Source organism: Mesorhizobium sp. B2-7-2, assembly GCF_006440775.1.
Taxonomy (GTDB): Bacteria; Pseudomonadota; Alphaproteobacteria; order Rhizobiales; family Rhizobiaceae; genus Mesorhizobium.
Map to the genome: position 1 here is coordinate 231,465 of NZ_VFTZ01000002.1, position 17,610 is coordinate 249,074.

Annotated in this window: 16 protein-coding genes; 5 read left to right on the forward strand and 11 right to left on the reverse strand. The window is 64.0% G+C overall.

Annotated features, from left to right (window positions below; all coding sequences use genetic code 11):
- Window positions 1-7 precede the first annotated feature (7 nt).
- The 6 genes from ugpC to FJ425_RS03985 all read right to left on the reverse strand — a co-directional run bounded on the left by ugpC (window position 8) and on the right by FJ425_RS03985 (window position 6,381).
- A complete protein-coding gene (ugpC, locus tag FJ425_RS03960; protein ID WP_140628336.1) occupies window positions 8-1,093 on the reverse strand; it encodes a sn-glycerol-3-phosphate ABC transporter ATP-binding protein UgpC in 1,086 nt (361 codons plus the stop codon).
- A 2-nt stretch (window positions 1,094-1,095) separates the two neighbouring features.
- Window positions 1,096-2,142, reverse strand: a complete 1,047-nt coding sequence (locus tag FJ425_RS03965) for an NAD(P)-dependent alcohol dehydrogenase (RefSeq protein ID WP_140628339.1) — start codon at window positions 2,140-2,142, stop codon at window positions 1,096-1,098.
- Window positions 2,143-2,156: 14 nt separating this feature from the next.
- Window positions 2,157-2,984 (reverse strand): carbohydrate ABC transporter permease, encoded by an 828-nt coding sequence (locus FJ425_RS03970; RefSeq protein WP_181175786.1) that lies wholly within the window; start codon window positions 2,982-2,984, stop codon window positions 2,157-2,159.
- A complete protein-coding gene (locus FJ425_RS03975) occupies window positions 2,981-3,847 on the reverse strand; it encodes a sugar ABC transporter permease (protein WP_140721897.1) in 867 nt (288 codons plus the stop codon). The genes FJ425_RS03970 and FJ425_RS03975 overlap by 4 nt, the downstream gene beginning before the upstream one ends.
- 102 nt (window positions 3,848-3,949) lie before the next feature.
- A complete protein-coding gene (locus FJ425_RS03980) occupies window positions 3,950-5,224 on the reverse strand; it encodes an extracellular solute-binding protein (RefSeq protein ID WP_140628345.1) in 1,275 nt (424 codons plus the stop codon).
- A gap of 239 nt (window positions 5,225-5,463) precedes the next feature.
- Window positions 5,464-6,381 (reverse strand): AraC family transcriptional regulator, encoded by a 918-nt coding sequence (locus tag FJ425_RS03985; protein ID WP_140721900.1) that lies wholly within the window; start codon window positions 6,379-6,381, stop codon window positions 5,464-5,466.
- A 241-nt stretch (window positions 6,382-6,622) separates the two neighbouring features.
- On the opposite strand from FJ425_RS03985, the gene FJ425_RS03990 reads away from it, so the two are divergent.
- Complete coding sequence (locus tag FJ425_RS03990; RefSeq protein WP_140721903.1) at window positions 6,623-8,026, forward strand: MATE family efflux transporter; 1,404 nt, start codon at window positions 6,623-6,625, stop codon at window positions 8,024-8,026.
- Window positions 8,027-8,067: 41 nt separating this feature from the next.
- Here the strand turns inward: FJ425_RS03990 and FJ425_RS03995 are convergent, their stop codons facing one another.
- The 5 genes from FJ425_RS03995 to speB form a co-directional block, all read right to left on the reverse strand.
- Window positions 8,068-8,715, reverse strand: a complete 648-nt coding sequence (locus FJ425_RS03995) for an amino acid ABC transporter permease (protein WP_140721906.1) — start codon at window positions 8,713-8,715, stop codon at window positions 8,068-8,070.
- Window positions 8,712-9,380: an amino acid ABC transporter permease gene (locus FJ425_RS04000; protein ID WP_140721909.1), complete on the reverse strand. Its 669-nt coding sequence runs from the start codon at window positions 9,378-9,380 to the stop codon at window positions 8,712-8,714. The genes FJ425_RS03995 and FJ425_RS04000 overlap by 4 nt, the downstream gene beginning before the upstream one ends.
- Before the next feature lie 66 nt (window positions 9,381-9,446).
- A complete protein-coding gene (locus FJ425_RS04005; RefSeq protein ID WP_140721912.1) occupies window positions 9,447-10,247 on the reverse strand; it encodes a transporter substrate-binding domain-containing protein in 801 nt (266 codons plus the stop codon).
- Window positions 10,248-10,249: 2 nt separating this feature from the next.
- Window positions 10,250-10,387 carry a hypothetical protein gene (locus FJ425_RS31470; RefSeq protein ID WP_181175788.1) on the reverse strand — a complete coding sequence of 46 codons (138 nt, stop codon included), beginning with the start codon at window positions 10,385-10,387 and terminating at the stop codon, window positions 10,250-10,252.
- Window positions 10,387-11,442, reverse strand: coding sequence for an agmatinase (gene speB, locus FJ425_RS04010; RefSeq protein WP_140545439.1), 1,056 nt, complete (start codon window positions 11,440-11,442; stop codon window positions 10,387-10,389). The genes FJ425_RS31470 and speB overlap by 1 nt, the downstream gene beginning before the upstream one ends.
- A gap of 217 nt (window positions 11,443-11,659) precedes the next feature.
- Between speB and gcvA the strand changes: the two genes are divergently transcribed.
- The 4 genes from gcvA to FJ425_RS04035 all read left to right on the forward strand — a co-directional run bounded on the left by gcvA (window position 11,660) and on the right by FJ425_RS04035 (window position 17,333).
- The gene (gene gcvA / locus FJ425_RS04015; RefSeq protein ID WP_140721915.1) at window positions 11,660-12,634 is read left to right on the forward strand and encodes a transcriptional regulator GcvA; all 975 of its coding nucleotides are present in this window, start codon (window positions 11,660-11,662) and stop codon (window positions 12,632-12,634) included.
- Between the two features lie 189 nt (window positions 12,635-12,823).
- Window positions 12,824-14,128 (forward strand): nicotinate phosphoribosyltransferase, encoded by a 1,305-nt coding sequence (gene pncB, locus FJ425_RS04020; RefSeq protein WP_140721918.1) that lies wholly within the window; start codon window positions 12,824-12,826, stop codon window positions 14,126-14,128.
- 194 nt (window positions 14,129-14,322) lie between these two features.
- Window positions 14,323-15,762 (forward strand): hypothetical protein, encoded by a 1,440-nt coding sequence (locus tag FJ425_RS04030; RefSeq protein WP_140721921.1) that lies wholly within the window; start codon window positions 14,323-14,325, stop codon window positions 15,760-15,762.
- A gap of 266 nt (window positions 15,763-16,028) precedes the next feature.
- The gene (locus tag FJ425_RS04035; protein ID WP_140721925.1) at window positions 16,029-17,333 is read left to right on the forward strand and encodes an ABC transporter substrate-binding protein; all 1,305 of its coding nucleotides are present in this window, start codon (window positions 16,029-16,031) and stop codon (window positions 17,331-17,333) included.
- Window positions 17,334-17,610 lie beyond the last annotated feature (277 nt).

Sequence of the window (17,610 nt, forward strand, 5' to 3'; positions counted from 1 at the left end):
CATCGCCCTACTGCTTGCGCAACGACGCGCCCGACGTCGCGTCGAACAGGTGAATGCTTTCCTCGTCGAAGCTGTAGCGCACCGGCGCGCGCAACTCCGGGCATTCGCGCGCCGGCACCAGCGCGCTGATCTCCTTGCCGCCGGAGCCGAAGGTCACCAGCGCGTCATTGCCGTGGAATTCGATGAGATCGGCGGTGCCTTGCAGCAGGTTTGCTGCGCCGGCTTGCGCCGTCTTCAGATCTGGAGGCCGGATGCCGAGCATCACGCGATCGCCATGCCGTAGGTTGAAGTCGCCGCCCTGCAGCGACAGCACTGTCCCCGCGCCGGTCAGCGTCCAGCCATCCTTGCCCTTGCCGACCGTCACCTCGATGAAATTCATGTTCGGCGTTCCGATGAAGCCGGCCACGAACAGATTGCCCGGGCGGCGATAGATCTCCGCCGGCGAGCCGATCTGCTCGATCACGCCGTCCTTCAGAAGCACGATGCGGTCGGCCAGCGTCATCGCCTCGAGCTGGTCGTGCGTGACATAGACGGTGGTGGTCTTCAGCGATTGGTGCAGCCTGGCGATCTCGACGCGCATATGGTTGCGCAGCTTGGCATCGAGATTGGAGAGCGGCTCGTCGAACAGGAACACTTTCGGCGTCTTGATCATGGCGCGCGCGATCGCCACGCGCTGCTGCTGGCCGCCGGAAAGCTCGGTCGGCTTGCGGCCGAGATAGGGTTCCAGCCCAAGTGTCCTGGAAACTGCCTCGACCCGCTTCTTGATCTCGGCCGCCGGTACCTTCTGCCGCTTCAGTCCGAATGCGACGTTGTCGAAGATGGTCATATGCGGATAGAGCGCATAGTTCTGGAACACCATGGCGATGCCGCGGTCGCCGGGCTCGAGATCGTTCACCACCTTGCCGCCGATCGACACCTCGCCGCCGCTGATGTCCTCCAGCCCGGCCAGCATCCGAAGAAGCGTGGACTTGCCGCAGCCGGACGGACCGAGGAACACGACGAACTCATGCTCTTCGATCGCGAGGTTGAGGTCGCGGATGACGGTCGTGGCGCCATAGGCCTTGTCGACATGGGAGCAAACGATCGCGGACATCCTTATCCCTTCTCGCCGGTCAGCAGGATCTGCAGCTTGACGTCCTGCGGCCTGCCTTGCGCTGCGCGCTCGAACGCCTTGATGCTCTCGGAGAAATCATAGGTGCCGGTGATCAGCGGCTTGAGGTCGACCTTGCCGGAGGCGATGAGCTGCAAAGCGCGGTCGAAGATGTTGGCATAGCGGAACACGGTCTCGATGCGCACTTCCTTGGAAATCGCCGCCGGCACGTTGAGCTCGACAGTCTCCACCGGCAGCCCGACCAACACCACCGCGCCGCCCGGCCGCACCACGTCGAACAGGTTGGCGAAGGCCTTCGGGCTGCCGCTCGCCTCGAACACGATGTCGGCGCCCCAATTGTCGGTCGCCGCCCGCACCGCATCGACCAGCGACTGCTCGCCGATATTGACCGACACGATGCCGGGATACTGGGCGGCGATCTCCAGCTTCGGCGCCGAGAAGTCCGAGATCAGCACTTTTGCGCAGCCGCCCGCCAGCGCGGCGAGCGCGATCATGATGCCGATCGGGCCGCAGCCGACGACGACGGCGACATCGCCGGGCACGATGCGGGCGCGCGCCGCCGCCTGCATGCCGATGGCAAAGGGCTCGACCATCGCGCCCTCGGCGAAGGAGACATTATCCGGCAGCTTGTAGGTGAAGGCCGCCGGATGGACGGCGTAGGGCGCGAGCACGCCATGCACCGGCGGCGTTGCCCAGAAGCGGACGTCCGGGTCGACATTGTAGATGCCGAGCTTCGTCGCGCGCGACGAAAGGTTCGGCACGCCTGGCTCCATGCAGACGCGGTCGCCGACCTTCAGGTTCGTGACATTGGCGCCGACCTCAACGATCGTGCCTGACGCTTCATGGCCGAGCACCATGGGCTCGCGAACTATGTAGCTGCCGATGGCGCCGTGCGTGTAGTAATGCACGTCGCTGCCGCAGACGCCGACCGTGTGGATGGCGATCCTGACGTCGTCCGGTCCGACGTCTTGCGGCAGCGCGATCTCGCGCAGCGACAGTTCGCCTTTTTTCTCAAGCACCAGTGCCCGCATCGGGTATCCTCGCATCAACTTTTCTTTTGCCGGAAAACGGAATTCAGGAAGCCGCTCAAAACGCCGAGGAACAAAAGCGGCGGCAGCGACAGAAGCACGACCGAGGCATTGAGAATCCCCCACGGCACGTTCATGCCTTGCTGGGAGAGCTCGGAAGCCACGATCGGCAGCGTCTTGGCGTTGGAGCTCGACAGCATCAGCGCGATCAGGAACTCGTTCCAGACCAGCACGAAGCTGAAGGCGATGGCGCCGATCAGCGAGCGCGCCGCGACGGGAAGCGCGATCCGCCAGAACACGGCATAAGCGCCGTAACCGTCGACGAAGGCGGCTTCCTCGATCTCCTTAGGCACGCCCTGGAAGGCAGGAATCGCGAGCCATATGATCACCGATATGGTGAGCAGCGAATAGGTGACGATCAGCGCCGGCAAAGTGTCGTAGAGGCCAACCTGCAGCCAGATCACCATCAGCGGGATCGCCACCGCCACCGGCGGCAGGAAACGCAGCGACAGGACGAAGAACTGGATGTCGCCGGCGAAGCGGTTGGGATAGCGCGCCACCGCATAGGCCGCCGGCAAGCCGAGCACGACGCCGATCAGCACCGCCGAACCGCAGGCGACGACCGAGTTGTAGAGCCCGGTCAGCACGCTGTCGCGGCCGAGGATGTAGCTTATGTTGGCGAGCGTCGGCGTGAATATCACCTTCGGCACGCGCGTGATGATGTCGACATTGTTCTTCAGCGCGTTGAGCGCCGTCCACAGAAGCGGGAACACGGCCAGGAACCCGGCCAGCGCCAGGATGGCCTTGGCGACCAGGCGGCCCGGTCTTGTCGGATATGGCTTCATGCCTGCACCCGCTTCCACAGCATGGTGAAGGTGATGACCGTCGCGATCATCATCAGCACCGCCATGGCCGATGCGTAGGAGACCTTGCCGGACTCGATGAAGCCTTGCGAGAAGGCGTACATGTCGAGCGTTTCGGTCGCGACGCCCGGCCCGCCGCGCGTCATCACATAGATCAGGTCGAAGGAGCGCAGCGACTCGATCATCTTGACGAACATCAGGCTGATCAGCGGCGCTTTCAGCATCGGCAAGGTGACATAGGCGTGGATCTGCCAACGCTTGGCGTGGTCGAGCCTGGCCGCCTCGATCGGCTGCGGCGGCAAGGTTTCAAGCAGCTTCAGCACGATGACGGCGAAGAACAGCCCCCATTGCCAGACGTCCACCGAAGCGACGGCGAACAATGCGGTGGCGGGCTTCGACAGCGGATCGAAGATCAGCCCGCCGGTGATCAGCCGGTAGGGATAGGTGGCGATACCGTAGAGCGGATGATAGGCGAACTTCCATACGAAGGCGGCCGAGACGCGCGGCAAAAGCACCGGGATGATGAACAAAAGGCAATAGAAATTGCGCAGGCGCGGGCCGGCGACCTCGAACATCAGCACGCCCAGTCCAATCGCCACCACCATTGTCGCCACCACGGTGACGACCTCCCATTTCACCGAAACCCAGACGGCGTTGAGGAAGCGGCGGTCGAGGAAGAGATCGGCGAAGTTCGAGAACCACACCCAGGAGTAACCGGTCGTGCTCAGCTCGCGGTTCTGCAAGGCGATGACGATGGCATAGAGCGTCGGCACCATCGACAGCACCAGAAGGATGGCGAGGGTAGGAACCAGAAATGTGACCGGCAGGGAAGAACGTCGGCGCATTGCCTGTCCTCGGATTTTTACTGCTGTGTGGTGAAGGTCCCGCGGCGCGCAGGTTCCGGCATTCGGACGAATGCCGAGAACCGCGCGCCGCGAGCGGGAGGATTACTTCTTCTTCACCAGCTCGTTGGCATAGGCCTCGAGCTCGTTGAGGCCGCCCTTGATGTCGGTGCGGGTGCCGGTGACCAGTTCCTCGAGGATGATACCCCAGCGGTCGCCGAGATCCGGCCAGCGCGGATCCTGCCAGAAGTTCACCGCCGTCACCTTGCCGGTGTCGGCCAGCGCCTTGCCGAGGTCGGCGCCGTAGATGTCGGCGAATTCCTTGCTGGAGAGGACGCTGGTGCGGTTGAGCTCGCCGAACTGATGCGCATCGAGCCGGCGCTTCTCATTCTCCTTCGAGGTCGCCCAGGCGATGAACAGGCCGGCGCATTTCTTCGCGGCGTCATCCGCATTGGCCTTGGTGCCGATGGCAAGGCCATGCCCGTAGCCGCCGCCCGGCAGCGGCGAGGGCGGCGGCAGGAAGCCGACCTCGCCGACCACCTGCGAGGTCTTCGGGTCCACCGCCATGCCCGACAGCGGCGTCGATTCGACGAGGATGGCGACCTGGCCGGAGAGGAAGGCGCCGGTCGATTCATCCCAGCTGCCGGTCTGCGTGCCGGGGGCCGAGTCCTTGAACAGCTTGAGATAGGTTTCCGTCGCCTTCACTGCGGCGTCCGAATTGAAAGCCGGCTTGTCGCCGTCGAACCACTTGCCGCCATAGGCCTTGAAGAAAGGCATCCAGCGCCAGACATTGGCGCCCGAGCCGCGCGCGCCGCGCAGCGCGATGCCGTACACGCCCTTGTCGGCATTGGTCAGCTTCGGCACGTCGGCGATCAGCTCGTCCAGCGTCTTGGGCGGCTGGATGCCGGCGGCCTCGAGCACGTCCTTGCGGTAGACCATCAGGTCGCCGCCGCCGGTCAACGGCGCGAACCAGACCTTGCCGTCATAGGTGGCGACCTTCTGGCGGCCCGGATCGAAATCGGCGAAATCGTATTCAGCCGGATAATAATCGGTCAGCGGCGCGATCCAGCCCGAGGAGGCGAACAGCGCGACGTTGGCCTCGTCGACATAATAGACATTGTAGTTGCCGACGGTCGAGGCGTCCGCGCGCGACTTGGCGCGGCGGTCGTTCTCGTTGAGGTAGTCGATCTGGAACGAGGCGCCGGACAGCTTCTTGAACTCGTCCTTGGAGTCCTCCAGAAGCGTCAGCCCGTCGCGTGGCTGCGCCAGCACCTTGACCGGCGCCGAGCAGACCGGCGCTTGCGCCAGTGCTGCGGTTGAAACGGAAGCGGTAAGCACGAAAGCTGCACCGAGGCTGGCAGCGAGCCGGTTTGATTTCATTGGTTTTCTCCTCCAGGAACACTCGCGAAAGCGGCAGGTCCTCGGACCAAGCGACCCTCACCGTCGCCCGGTCGACCTTCCACCCGCCGCCAAAATGAGCAGTTGGAAAGGTAGAGACTAGAAGCCCCGTTGCAGCAGACCTGTAGTTTTATGCATTGTGCGGCGCAAAAAACGGCGCCGTCAGAGTCTGCCCGTCACACGAGTATCAGCTCCATCAAGCGCAGCCGCTTCCGGCTCGATCAGGCCCGCAGCGTCAGCCGCTGCCGCGACAGCTTGCGGTAGGATGACGGCGTCATCTTGTGCTTGCGCAGGAAGGCGCGGTTGAAGTTCGAGATGTTCATATAGCCGACCTGGAAGCAGATGTCGGTGATCGGGATATCGGTGTCGGCGAGAAGCTTGCAGGCCTGCCACAGTCTCAGCTTGGCGACATGGTCGCTGAACGAGTTGCCGGTGTTCTTCTGGAAAAAGCGCGAGAAAGTGCTTTCGCTCATCCCGGCCAACGCCGCCACCTCCGGCAGCTTCAGATCCTCGGCAAAGTGCTGGAAAAGATAGGTCAGCGAGCGCTGGATAATATCCAGCGATTCCGCGTCGAGAAGCGGGGAAAAATCCGGAGACGACAAAAGCTCGTATTCCTGGGTGGTGGCCAGAAGGTCCAGCAATTCGAGGAACATGCGCAATCTCGCCAGTCCATGCACCTCCCCCATGCGTTCCATCAGCTCGGCGCCGTCGAGCGCCGTCTGGCCATGAAAGACCATGCCGCGCAGCGAGCGTTCCAGGAACGGCTCCAGCTCGCGCAGCTCCGGCAGCAGCCCCGACGAGCCGCGCAGCCGCTCGGCATCGAATTGCAGCACGATATCGCGGCCTTCGATCAGCTCGCCGGGCTGCACCGCCGTCACCCAGTCATGCGGCAGCCCGCCGCCGACGATGGTCAGATAGCCCGGCCCGAACTCGCCGATATGGTCGCCGACCAGCACGACGCCGGACGATTTCCGCAAGAGATGGATTTCGTATTCGGGATGGAAATTCCAGACATTGCGCTCCCATGGATAATCGTCCAGCCGCCACAGGAAACTGTCGCTGGCCTCGGTCACGATGTGCTCGAAGGCAGGCACCGTGCGCGGAATCGCGGCCGTATTCTTTCTGCGCCTGAACGGCATTCGTTCCTCCCGGCGTGGCGGCCGGCTGCATATGCCTGGGCATCCCTAGCAGCCCCCGGCCGGCAAATGAAAGAGGCGTCGCGGAATCCCGGTTCCGCCTGGATCAATCGCTAGCTGCGCCTCGTCCCTTGCCAACATGTCGCATTTCGTTCACAAGGCGACGCAACTGGCGCCATTTTGCGCCATTGTTGTTCGGCTTCCGGCCTTTGGCCGACGCGCCGTGTTCTGAAAGAGCGGAACAATGTCTGCGATCGAAGCCGGCGCTCGCGCGCCGGAAAACCTTTGGCGTCAGGAAATCATGGCGACGATCGGGCTCGCCTGGCCGATGGTGCTGACCAATCTCGGCCAGACCGCCATGACCGCGACCGACGTCATGATGATGGGCCGCCTCGGGTCCGACACGCTCGCCGCCGGCGCGCTCGGCTCCAACCTCTATTTCATGCCGCTGATCTTCGGCCTCGGCCTGATGCTGGCCACCTCGCCGATGATGGCGACCGAGCTTGGCCGTCGCCGCCATTCGGTGCGCGACCTGCGCCGCACCCTGCGCCAGGGCCTGTGGCTGGCGATCCTCATCTCGATCCCGATCTGGATTTTTCTCTGGCATGGCGAAGCGGTGCTTCTGGCCATGGGCCAGAAGCCGGAGCTCGCGCACCAGGCGGGCGTCTACCTGCGCTGGCTGCAATGGGCGGTGCTGCCCTTCTATTTCTATATCGTGCTGCGCTCCTTCATCTCGGCGCTGGAGCGGCCGGGCTGGGCGCTGATCATCGTTTTCGTCGCGGTCGCCTGCAACGCTTTCTTCAACTGGGTGTTCATGTTCGGCAATCTCGGCGTCAAGTCGATGGGCATTGCCGGCTCCGGCCTCGCCACCACTCTGTCCAGCATGCTGATGTTCGCCGGCCTGGCGGCGGTGGTGATGCTGGAAAAAAAGTTCCGCCGCTACCGTCTGTTCGGCCGCTTCTGGCGCTCCGACTGGCCGCGTTTCCGCGGCCTGCTGAGGCTCGGCTTGCCGATCGCCGGCATCCTCGCCTTCGAGGTGACGATCTTCAATGCGGCGGCCCTGCTCATGGGCCTGATCGATGCGGATTCGCTGGCCGCCCATGCCATCGCCATCCAGATCGCCTCGATCTCCTTCATGGTGCCGCTCGGCCTCAACCAGGCGGTCACGGTCCGGGTCGGCCTGGCGCACGGCGCCCGCAATCCGGAAGGCGTTTCGCGCGCCGGCTGGACGGCCTTCGTCATCGGCGTGTCGTTCATGGCGCTGATGGGGCTGGTGATGATCCTCTGGCCGCATGCGCTGATCAGCGCCTTCATCGATCTCACCGATCCCAAGAACGCCAGGGTGATCACGCTTGCCGTGTCGTTCCTGGTGTTTGCAGCGCTGTTCCAGATTTTCGACGGCGCCCAGGCGGTCGCTGCCGGCATGCTGCGCGGCCTGCACGACACCAAGGTGCCGATGATCTACGCCGCGATCGGCTATTGGGGCGTCGGCCTGCCGCTCGGCGTGCTGCTCGCCTTTCATTTCGGCTTGAACGGCGTCGGCATCTGGATCGGCCTGGCCTCGGGACTGGCCGTGGTGGCAGCGCTGCTCCTGGCACGCTGGCTCCGGCGCGACCGCATCGCGCCGCAGCTCGCCTTCGGGCATTGATCGACAAAGGCTGTCGGTCAAGCCGGCGGCCTTTTCGCGGCTCAGCGCGCCCCTGCGCGCTGCTCCAGCCGCCGCGCATATTGCGTCAGCGGGAAGCACATGACGAAGAAGATCAGCGCCACCAGCCCGTAGACCTTGAACGGCTCGAAGGTCGCGTTGTTGATGGCGTTGGAGGTCCTGACCAGTTCCTCGAAGCCGATGATCGAGGTCAGCGCCGTCGATTTGATGAGCTGCACCAGGAAGCCGACGGTCGGCGCGCGAGTGATGGCGAAGGCCTGCGGCAGGACGACGAGCCTCAGCTCCTGCAGATGGTGCAGCCCAAGGCTGGCGCCGGCGTCCCATTGGCCGCGCGGCAGCGCGTCGACGCCGCCGCGCCAGATCTCGGCCAGATAGGCGCTGGCGAAGAAGGTCAGACCGAGCGCTGCCGCCGTCCATGGCTCTATGCGCAGCCCCAGCATCGGCAGCCCGAAGAACATCAAAAAGAGCTGCATCAAAAGCGGCGTGCCCTGGAAGAGCGCGATATAGGCCGAGGCGATCCGCTTGACCCATTTATTCTTGGCAATGCGAAAGAACAGCACCGCCAGCCCGACCAGCGCGCCGCCGACGAAGGCGGCGAGCGACAACAGCACCGTCCAGCGCGCGGCGAGCAGCAGGTTGCGGACGATGTCCCAGAAGGTGAACTCGATCATGACACGCCCGCCCCCAGAACACGGCGGCCGCCGCCGACCAGCAGCCGGCGCAGCCCCATCGACAGGCCGAGATAGACCATCGTCACCACGAAATAGGTCTCGAAGGCGCGAAAAGTGCGCGCCTGCAGCATGTCGGCCTCGTAGGTCAATTCGCGCACCGCGATCTGCGAGACCACGGCCGATTCCAGCATCATGATGACGATCTGGCTGGTCAGCGCCGGGTAGATCACCTTCAGCGCCTGCGGCAGCACGATCTTGATGAACACCTGGCGGGGCCTGAGGCCGAGCGCCAGCGCGGCTTCACTCTGGCCGCGCGGCACGGCGTCGAGCCCGGCGCCGACGATCTCGATCGTATAGGCCGCCATGTTGAGCGTCATCGCCAGTATCGCGGCCAGGATCGGGTCGAGCCTGACGCCTAGGCTGGGCAGCCCGAAGAAGATGAAGAACAGCTGCACCAGGAATGGCGTGTTGCGCATCACCTCGACATAGATGCCGATCGCCAGCTGAAGCGGCTTGGGGCCGTTTCTCTTGCCGGCGGCGCCCAGGATACTGAGAAAAGTTCCCGCCAGCGTGGTGACGGCGATCAAAAGCAGCGTCATCGCCGCGCCGCGCGCGATAACGCCCGCCGCACCCGCAAGCCAGCCGAAGTCCAGGCTGTAGCCCATGGCGATTGACCTTGTTGGAACAGTCGGAGCGGCTCAGCGCTTGTCGTGGCTGGGCCGCCCTCGAGATCAATCCTTGAGGTTGTCCGGATTGAGCGGCGTCTTCAGCCACGCCTTCGAGCTCTCGTCAAGCTTGCCGTCGACCAGCATCTTGGCGACGGCGTCGTTCACCGCCTTCTTCAGCCGGTCCTCGTTCTTGTTGAGGCCGATATGCGAGGGCGAGGTGAGCAGCTGGAATTTCTGCTCCGGCTTCAGCGCATCCTGCTTGGCCAGCACCTGGGCCCCGACATCGTTGCCGACGACCATCAGCTGGGTCTGGCCGGAGATGAAGGCCTGGATGACGGAATTGTAGTTGTCGAAGCGGCGGATGTCGGCGGAAGCCGGCGCTGCCTGGGTCAGCGAGGTGTCCTCCAGCGTGCCGCGGTTGACGGCGATCGACTTGTCGGCGAGGTCTTCCTTGCCTTTGACGGCAAGCTCGGCCGGGCCGATAACGGCGATGTAATAGGGCGCATAGGGGGCGGCGAAATCGATCACCTGCTCGCGCTCCTTGGAGTAGCCGACGCTCATCAAAATATCGACGCGCTTGTCGGTGAGATAAGGGATGCGGTTCTGGCCGGTGACGCTGACCAGGTTGAGCTTCACCTTGAGTGAATCGGCGATCGCCTGCGCGACGTCGATGTCGTAGCCCTTGATGCTCATGTCGGCGCTGGCCGAGGAGAAGGGCGGGAAGTCGGAGAAGATGCCGACATTGATGGCGCCGGCCTTGGTGATGTCGTCGACGGCGTCCGCTTTCGCGTGCGTGGCGAGGCTGGCGGCGCTGAGCATCATCGCCGCTGTGATTACGGATTTCAGTGCGTTGCGAAGTAACATTGTTATTCCCCTGCTGGAAGCTTGTTGTTGAAACCGGCCGCCGGCTCCAGCGCGACGGCCGTGTTGGAGAGCAATTCCGGAAGACGCGGTTTAGGCTTGGCGCCTTCGCCATAGCTTCCGTCCGAAATTGCGCGAGGCATCAGCCTTTCTTGATCGCCGGGCTGAACACCATCAGGCTGAGAATCTCGAACAGGACCTGGGCGCCGACATGGGCGGTGTTGGTGGTCGCGTCATATTGCGGCGCCACCTCGACCACGTCGCCGCCGACGATGTTGAGGCCCTTGAGGCCGCGCAGCAATTCGAGCACCTCGCGCGTCGTCAGCCCGCCGACTTCCGGCGTGCCGGTGCCGGGCGCGAAGGCCGGATCGATGCTGTCGACGTCGAAGGAAATGTAGGTCGGGCCATCGCCGACGATCTTGCGCGCCTTCTCGATGATGGCCGGGATGCCGAGGCCGGTCACCTCCTCGGCATGGACGACGGTCATGCCGGACTCGTAGGTGAATTCCCACAGATATTCGGCCGAGCCGCGAATGCCGATCTGGATCGTGCGCGAGGGATCGAGCACGCCGTCCAGCACCGCGTTGCGGAACGGTCCGCCATGGTGGAACTTGGTCATGTCGAACAGCCCGCTGGTGTCGCAATGGGCGTCGATATGGATCATGCCGACCGGTGCCTTTTTGCCGACCGCCTTCAGGATCGGATGGCTGATCGAATGGTCGCCGCCGACCGAGAGCGGCAGCACGCCGGCATCGACGATTTGGTTGGTGCGCTTTTCGATGTCCTCATGGCTGATCTCCAGCCGATAGCGGCTGCGGAACGGCGTGTCGCCGATATCGGCGACGCGAAGCTCATGCGTCGGCGCGCATTCCAGCACATGGTTGTAGGGGCCGATGCGCTCGATGGCGCGCAGCGCGCGCGGCCCGAAGCGCGAGCCGGGACGGTTGGTGACGCCGAGATCCATCGGCACGCCCATCATCGCCACCTGCAAGTCGCCGAAATCCGGATTGTCGGCCGCGATCTCGCGATAGGGCGCGGCAAGGAAGGTCGGGATACCGGAATAGGGCGCCAGCCTTGTGCCCGACTTGTTGAAGATCTTGTCGGCGACCTTGCGGAACTTCGGGTCGAACATCTCGCCGCCATGGCTCTCGCCATATTTGCGGCGCAACGCTTCGAGCTTGCCGCGATCGTAACCCATGTCCGGTCCTCCTCTATGCCTGCCTGCAGCGCTGCCCGCATGGACGATTTGCCAAGCCAGCCTGTTGTCCGGCTGGATCGTTGCCCGCCGCTGCGCTGCGGATTTTACGTCTCTTGAAGCTGTTCCGGACAAAAGTGTCGGGCAGCCGCATTGAAAAATCAATTGATATTGTTAGGGTCTCGGCTGTGAGAAAATCTCACAAACCGGGAGCCTCTCCATGGCCAAGCGCCTGCCGCCGCTGAACCCGTTGCGCGCCTTCGAAGCCGCGGCGCGGCACGCCTCGCTGACCAAGGCGGCGGGTGAGCTGAACGTCACCCATGGCGCCGTCAGCCACCAGATCAAGGCGCTGGAGCAGTCGCTGGGTGTGAAGCTCTTCGAACGTACCGGCCAGCGCGTGAAGCTGACGCCGCATGGCGCGGAGTTCCTGCCGGCGGTATCGGCCGCCTTCGACGGCATCGCCGCCGCCACGCAGCGCATGACGCGGCCGGCAAGCGCCGGCGCGCTGTCGGTGTCCTGCGTGCCGGCGCTGTTGCTGCTCTGGATGACGCCGCGGCTCGGCTCCTTCACGGCGCAATATCCCGACATCCAGCTGACGCTGATCCCGTCCAACGATCCCAAAGACATCCGCGCCGCGGACATCGACGTCTGCGTGCATTATGGCGACGGCAGCTGGAGCGACTGCTGGATACGCAAGTGGTCCGGCCTAGAGTTGTTTCCGGTGGTCAGTCCGACGCTGATCAACAATCGCCCGATCCGCAGCGTCCGCGATCTCGCCGACCACGTCTTCCTGCATGGCGACGATGGCCGTGAATGGCACACCTGGCTGGCCGCCGCCGACGCGCTCGATCTGGAACGCGGCCGCCGCCACCGTCTGGGCGATGCGCGCATGGCGACGGAGGCCGCCGTGCACGGTCATGGCGTGGCGCTGGGCGATTCCGTCACCGCGCGCGCCTTGCTCGCCAGGGGCATGCTCGTCGCGCCCTTCAGTTTGTCGGTGCCGGCGGTCGACGATTTCTACGTCGTCTGCCGCAACGAGATGCGCTCGGCGCCGATCGTGCAGCTCTTCATCGACTGGCTGTTCGCCGAGAAGGAGCAGGACGAGGGCCGCGCCGGCGCGCCGGTGGCCGGCCGCGTGCCGAGCCGCAGAAAACGCCCGTCCCTCAAGGTCATAGCCGCCAGGACAGCGTCCTGACGGCTGGACTTGCAAAGCTGCTTTTTGTCGGGCCAGCTTGCAAAGCAGCAAGCGCGTTCGGAAATACGGTGCTAAGAGGCAGTTGCTAAAGCAATTCCGTGCAACGGGGTTCCGTCCGGAATTGATCGAACAAGGATTTGAAGCGTGACGCCCGCGTTTCCGTGCGTTGTGCTTTATGGATGAGCGAGCATGGCAAAGACCGATATAGCGCGGCGCGTCTACAACCACACCTGGAAGCTAGACCCGATCGTCCGCAGCCTGCTGGACACCGATTTCTACAAGCTTTTGATGCTGCAGATGATCTGGGGCATGTATCCCAAGGTCGATGCCACCTTCAAGCTGATCAACCGCACCACCTCGGTGCGCCTCGCCGACGAGATCGATGAGCGGGAACTGCGCGACCAGCTCGACCACGCTCGCACTTTGCGTTTTTCCAAGAAGGAGATGATCTGGCTGGGCGGCAACAATTTCTATGGCCGCAAACAGATCTTCGAACCTGAATTTTTGGCCTGGCTGGAAGGTTTCAGGCTGCCCGATTACGAGCTCACCAGGCGCGACGGCCAATATGAGCTCTCCTTCCCGGGCCCGTGGATGTACACCACGCTCTGGGAGATCCCGGCTTTAGCGATCATCAACGAGCTGCGCTCGCGGGCGGCGATGCGCTCCTTCGGTCCGTTCGCGCTTGACGTGCTTTATGCCCGCGCCAAAGCCAAGATGTGGGCCAAGACCGAGCGGCTGAAGGCGCTGCCCGGCATCCGCATTTCCGACTTCGGCACAAGACGCCGCCATTCCTTCCTGTGGCAGCGCTGGTGCGTCGAGGCGCTGAAGGAAGGCATCGGCGATGCCTTCACCGGCACGTCCAACGTGCTTTTGGCCATGGACAACGACCTCGAGGCTTTGGGCACCAATGCGCACGAACTGCCCATGGTCTTCGCGGCGCTTGCCAATTCCGAGGAGGAAATGCGTGAAGCGCCCTACAAAGTGCTGCAGGACTGGCAGCGCTATTATGGCGGCAATCTCCTGATCGTGCTGCCCGACACTTTCGGCACCACCGCGTTCCTGCGCGATGCGCCGGACTGGATCGCCGACTGGACCGGCTTCCGGCCGGACAGCGCGCCGCCGATCGAAGGCGGCGAGAAGATCCTCTCCTGGTGGCGCGAGAAGGGCAAGGATCCCAAGCAGAAGCTGCTCATCTTCTCCGACGGCCTGGAGGTCGAGACCATTGAGGAGACCTACAGGCATTTCCGCGGCAAGGTGCGGATGTCCTTCGGCTGGGGCACCAACCTCACCAACGATTTCGAGGGTTGCGCGCCGACCGAAACCAAAAGCCTCGACGCCATCTCGCTCGTCTGCAAGGTCAGCGAAGCCAATGGCCGGCCGGCGGTGAAGCTGTCGGACAACCCCGCCAAGGCGACCGGAGACGAGAAGGAAATCAAACGGTATCTGAGGATTTTTGGCGAGAAGGGCCGGGTGGAGCAGCTGGTGAAGGTGTAGAGGGGCTGGCGGTGGGGCTGCCACGCAACACAGCAAAATTGGATAGGCTGAGTTCCTTCGCGCCCCCCTCTGTCCTGCCGGACATCTCCCCCTCTAGGGGGGAGATTGTGCTGTCATCCCCGCTTGCGCCAATCTTCGACGTTGCAGGAGGAGAGCCGGCGCTTGAACCGCCAATCTCCCCCCAAGAGGGGGAGATGCCCGGCAGGGCAGAGGGGGGCGCCGTAGAGTGCCAGCTTTCCAGGTTGGCTTTCCTAGCCGCTGCCCTAGCTGCTCTCCCCACGCCCGCCTTCGCCCATGCCTCCGACCGCGGCCACGTCCTGCTTCTCCCGACCGGCTACTACATCGCAGGTGGCGCTTTTGCCGTGGCCGTCAGCTTCCTCGTCCTGGCGCTGCTTCCACCTGCCGCCCTCGACCGCTTCTGGCGCCGGCGCCTGCCTCTGTTCACCTTCAGCGACACCCCCCGCATTGTCGTCAGCCTGATTTCATTTGCCGGCTTTGCGCTTCTCATCGCCGCTGGCCTCGTCGGCAGCCGCGACCCGCTTTCCAACCCTCTCCCACTCGTGATCTGGACGCTGCTCTGGGCCGGCTTCACCCTGCTGCAAGGCGTGCTCGGCGACCTGTGGTCGTGGCTCAACCCATGGTACGGCCCTTGGCGCGTCGCCTCGCGCGTCTTCGGCTTTCAGGCCGGCGAAGCCCAGCCATCGCGCCTGCCGTCGTGGCTCGGCTACTGGCCGGCCTTCGCGCTGTTCTTCGCCTTCGCCTGGTTCGAGCTGATCGATCCGGCGCCCGACGATCCGGCCCGCCTGGCTTTTGCCGCCGGCACCTATTGGCTGGCCAGCCTCGTCGCGATGCTCATCGTCGGCTACGACGCCTGGAGCAAGCGCGGCGAATTCCTCACTGTCTTCTTCACCATGGTTGCCGGCTTCGCGCCCGTCGAGCGCCTCGATGGCCGACTCTCGCTCTGCTGGCCCGGCGCCAAGCTGCTGGCGGCCGCGCCGCTGCCGCCAAGCGGCACAGCCTTTCTCCTCTTGGCCTTGTCCTCGGTGTCGTTCGATGGGCTGTCGAAGACCTTCCTCTGGCTCGGTCTGTTCGGCGTCAACCCGCTGGAATATCCAGGCCGCACCGCCCTGGTCGGCATCGGCAGCTTCGGCCTCGTCCTGACTTTCGTCCTGCTGGCAGCGGTGTTCGCGTTGGCCGTCTTTCTCGGACAGCGCCTCGCCGGCGATGCGCGGTCGTTCGCAAAAGCCGCCGGCCTCCTGGTCTGGTCCATCGTGCCGATCGCGCTCGCCTATCACATTGCGCATTACCTCACCGTGCTCCTGGTCGACGGTCAGTATGCGCTGGTCGCGCTCTCCGATCCCTTCGCGCTCGGCTGGAACCTGTTCGGCACGGCCAATAGAATGGTCGAGGCCGGCGTTGTCGCCGGCGCCGAGTCCGCCTGGTGGCTGTGGAACCTGCAGGCCGGCGGCATCATCGCCGGCCATGTGCTGGCGGTCCTCGTCGCGCATGGCCTTGCCTGGCGTCTCCACCCTCAGCCTTCGCGCGCGGCGCTCAGCCAGCTTCCGCTCACGCTGCTGATGATCGCCTACACGATCTTCGGCCTCTGGCTGCTTGCCACGCCGACGGCGGGATGAGACAAGGGCCGCCGTCATGACGCGAGGGAAGCTAGCTTGCCACGTCGCGGCTTTGGTGATTTAGTTTGTATACATGCAATTTTCCCATCCCTGGAGCCGGATGATTTCAGGTCTGTTCGACCTGAAATCTGAATCCGGCTCCAAATCAAAGAGATAGAGCATGATGTCGTCCGAAAACCGCTTCACACTTTTCGGCATCATGCTCTAGGAAGGGGATGGCTTAGCCGCCTTATCGCTGGTCAAGACTGAAAAACAGGGGAACCGACATGGCTGACAAGAACGGATATTTCGACCTCTCCAAGACGACGCTGTCGCGCCGCACCGCGCTGAAGGGTATCGCCGCCGGGGCCGGCCTGGCGCTGGCGCCGGGCTTCGTCCGTTACAGCCAGGCGCAGAGCTCGGCGCCGATCAGAATAGGCTTTCAGTTGCACCGCACCGGGATCGGCGCCGCCTATGGTCGCTGGTACGAGAAGACGAGCGGCGCCGCCGTCAAGGCGATCAACGACGCCGGCGGCATCGGCGGCCGCAAGGTCGAGCTGGTCATCGAGGACGACGGCACCGATCCAGCGCGCGGCGCCGAGGTGGTCAACAAATTCGCCAAGCAGCACAAGACCGACATCGTCTTCGGCACGCTGTTCTCGCATGTCGTGATCGGCTCGGCGCCGGCCGCCGGCGAGAACAAGATCCCCTATTTCGTGGTCAGCGAAGGTCATCACGTCGCCTCCACCAAGCTCAACCGCTACGTCTTCCAGCCCGGCATCACCGACGTGAAGAGCCAGATCCAGTCGATGGCGCCGTGGATCGCGGCGAACGCCGGCAAGAAGGTGACGCAGATCTTCCCCGACTTCGCCTTCGGCTACGACCATCGCGACTACCTGCCGCCGGCGCTGAAGGCGCAGGGCGCCGACGTGATCGCTCAGATCGCCATCCCGCCGACGGAGAGCTCCTTCACAAAGTACTTCCCGCAGATCCCGGCCGAGACCGATGTGATCTACCACGTCATGGTCGGCCCGGCTGTGCTTACCTTCGTCAAGGAGCTCGGCGAGTTCTATGGTTCGCAACGGCCGCAGCTCTTCGGCTTCATCGATTCGCTCGAGGCCGTCGACATCAACAGCCCCGGCCTCGAATTCCTCGACGGCAGCCATTTCTGGGAAGGCTCGCCGCGCTACGCGCAGCCCGATGACTCGGCGGCGCAGAAAGCCTATCGCGCCGCGGTCGGCATCGACGACAACGGCGCCGCCGTCGGCGACCCCAAGGACGTCTCCACCGCCGCCCATATGTTCGGCTGCTGGGAAACGCTCTATGTCGTCAAGAAGGCGATGGAGGACGCCGGCTACAAGGGACCGGAGGACCGCGCCAAGCTGGTCGAGGCGACCGAGGCGCTGAAGGAATTCGCCGAAGGACCGGAGCATCCGCAAGGGCCAAAGACCTTCAACGGCAAGATCCACCAGTGCTTCGGCATCCAGAACATCTCCAAGGTCGAAGGCGGCAAGCTCAAGGTCGTGCACAAGACCAAGATCGAGGACGGCCTCTACGAGCCGGAAGGGGATTACACGACGCAGGCGCTTTAGGTTCGTTCCAACCAGCGTGAGCGCCCAGGCCCCCCTCTCTGTCCTGCCCGTCCTCCGCAGCAGCTGCGCTGCAGCTGCGGAGGGTGGACCGGCCATCTTCCCCTCAAGGGGGGAGATCAGCAGTTCGTGCGAAGGCACATACTCGCCGACGCTGGTGATTGGCGAAGGCATTCGCGACATCCAATCTCCCCCTCTGAGGGGTAGGGCAATCGCATATGGGGTTTATCGGCGAAGGCCAGCACAAGGCCGTCATCCTCGGGCTTGTCCCGAGGATCCG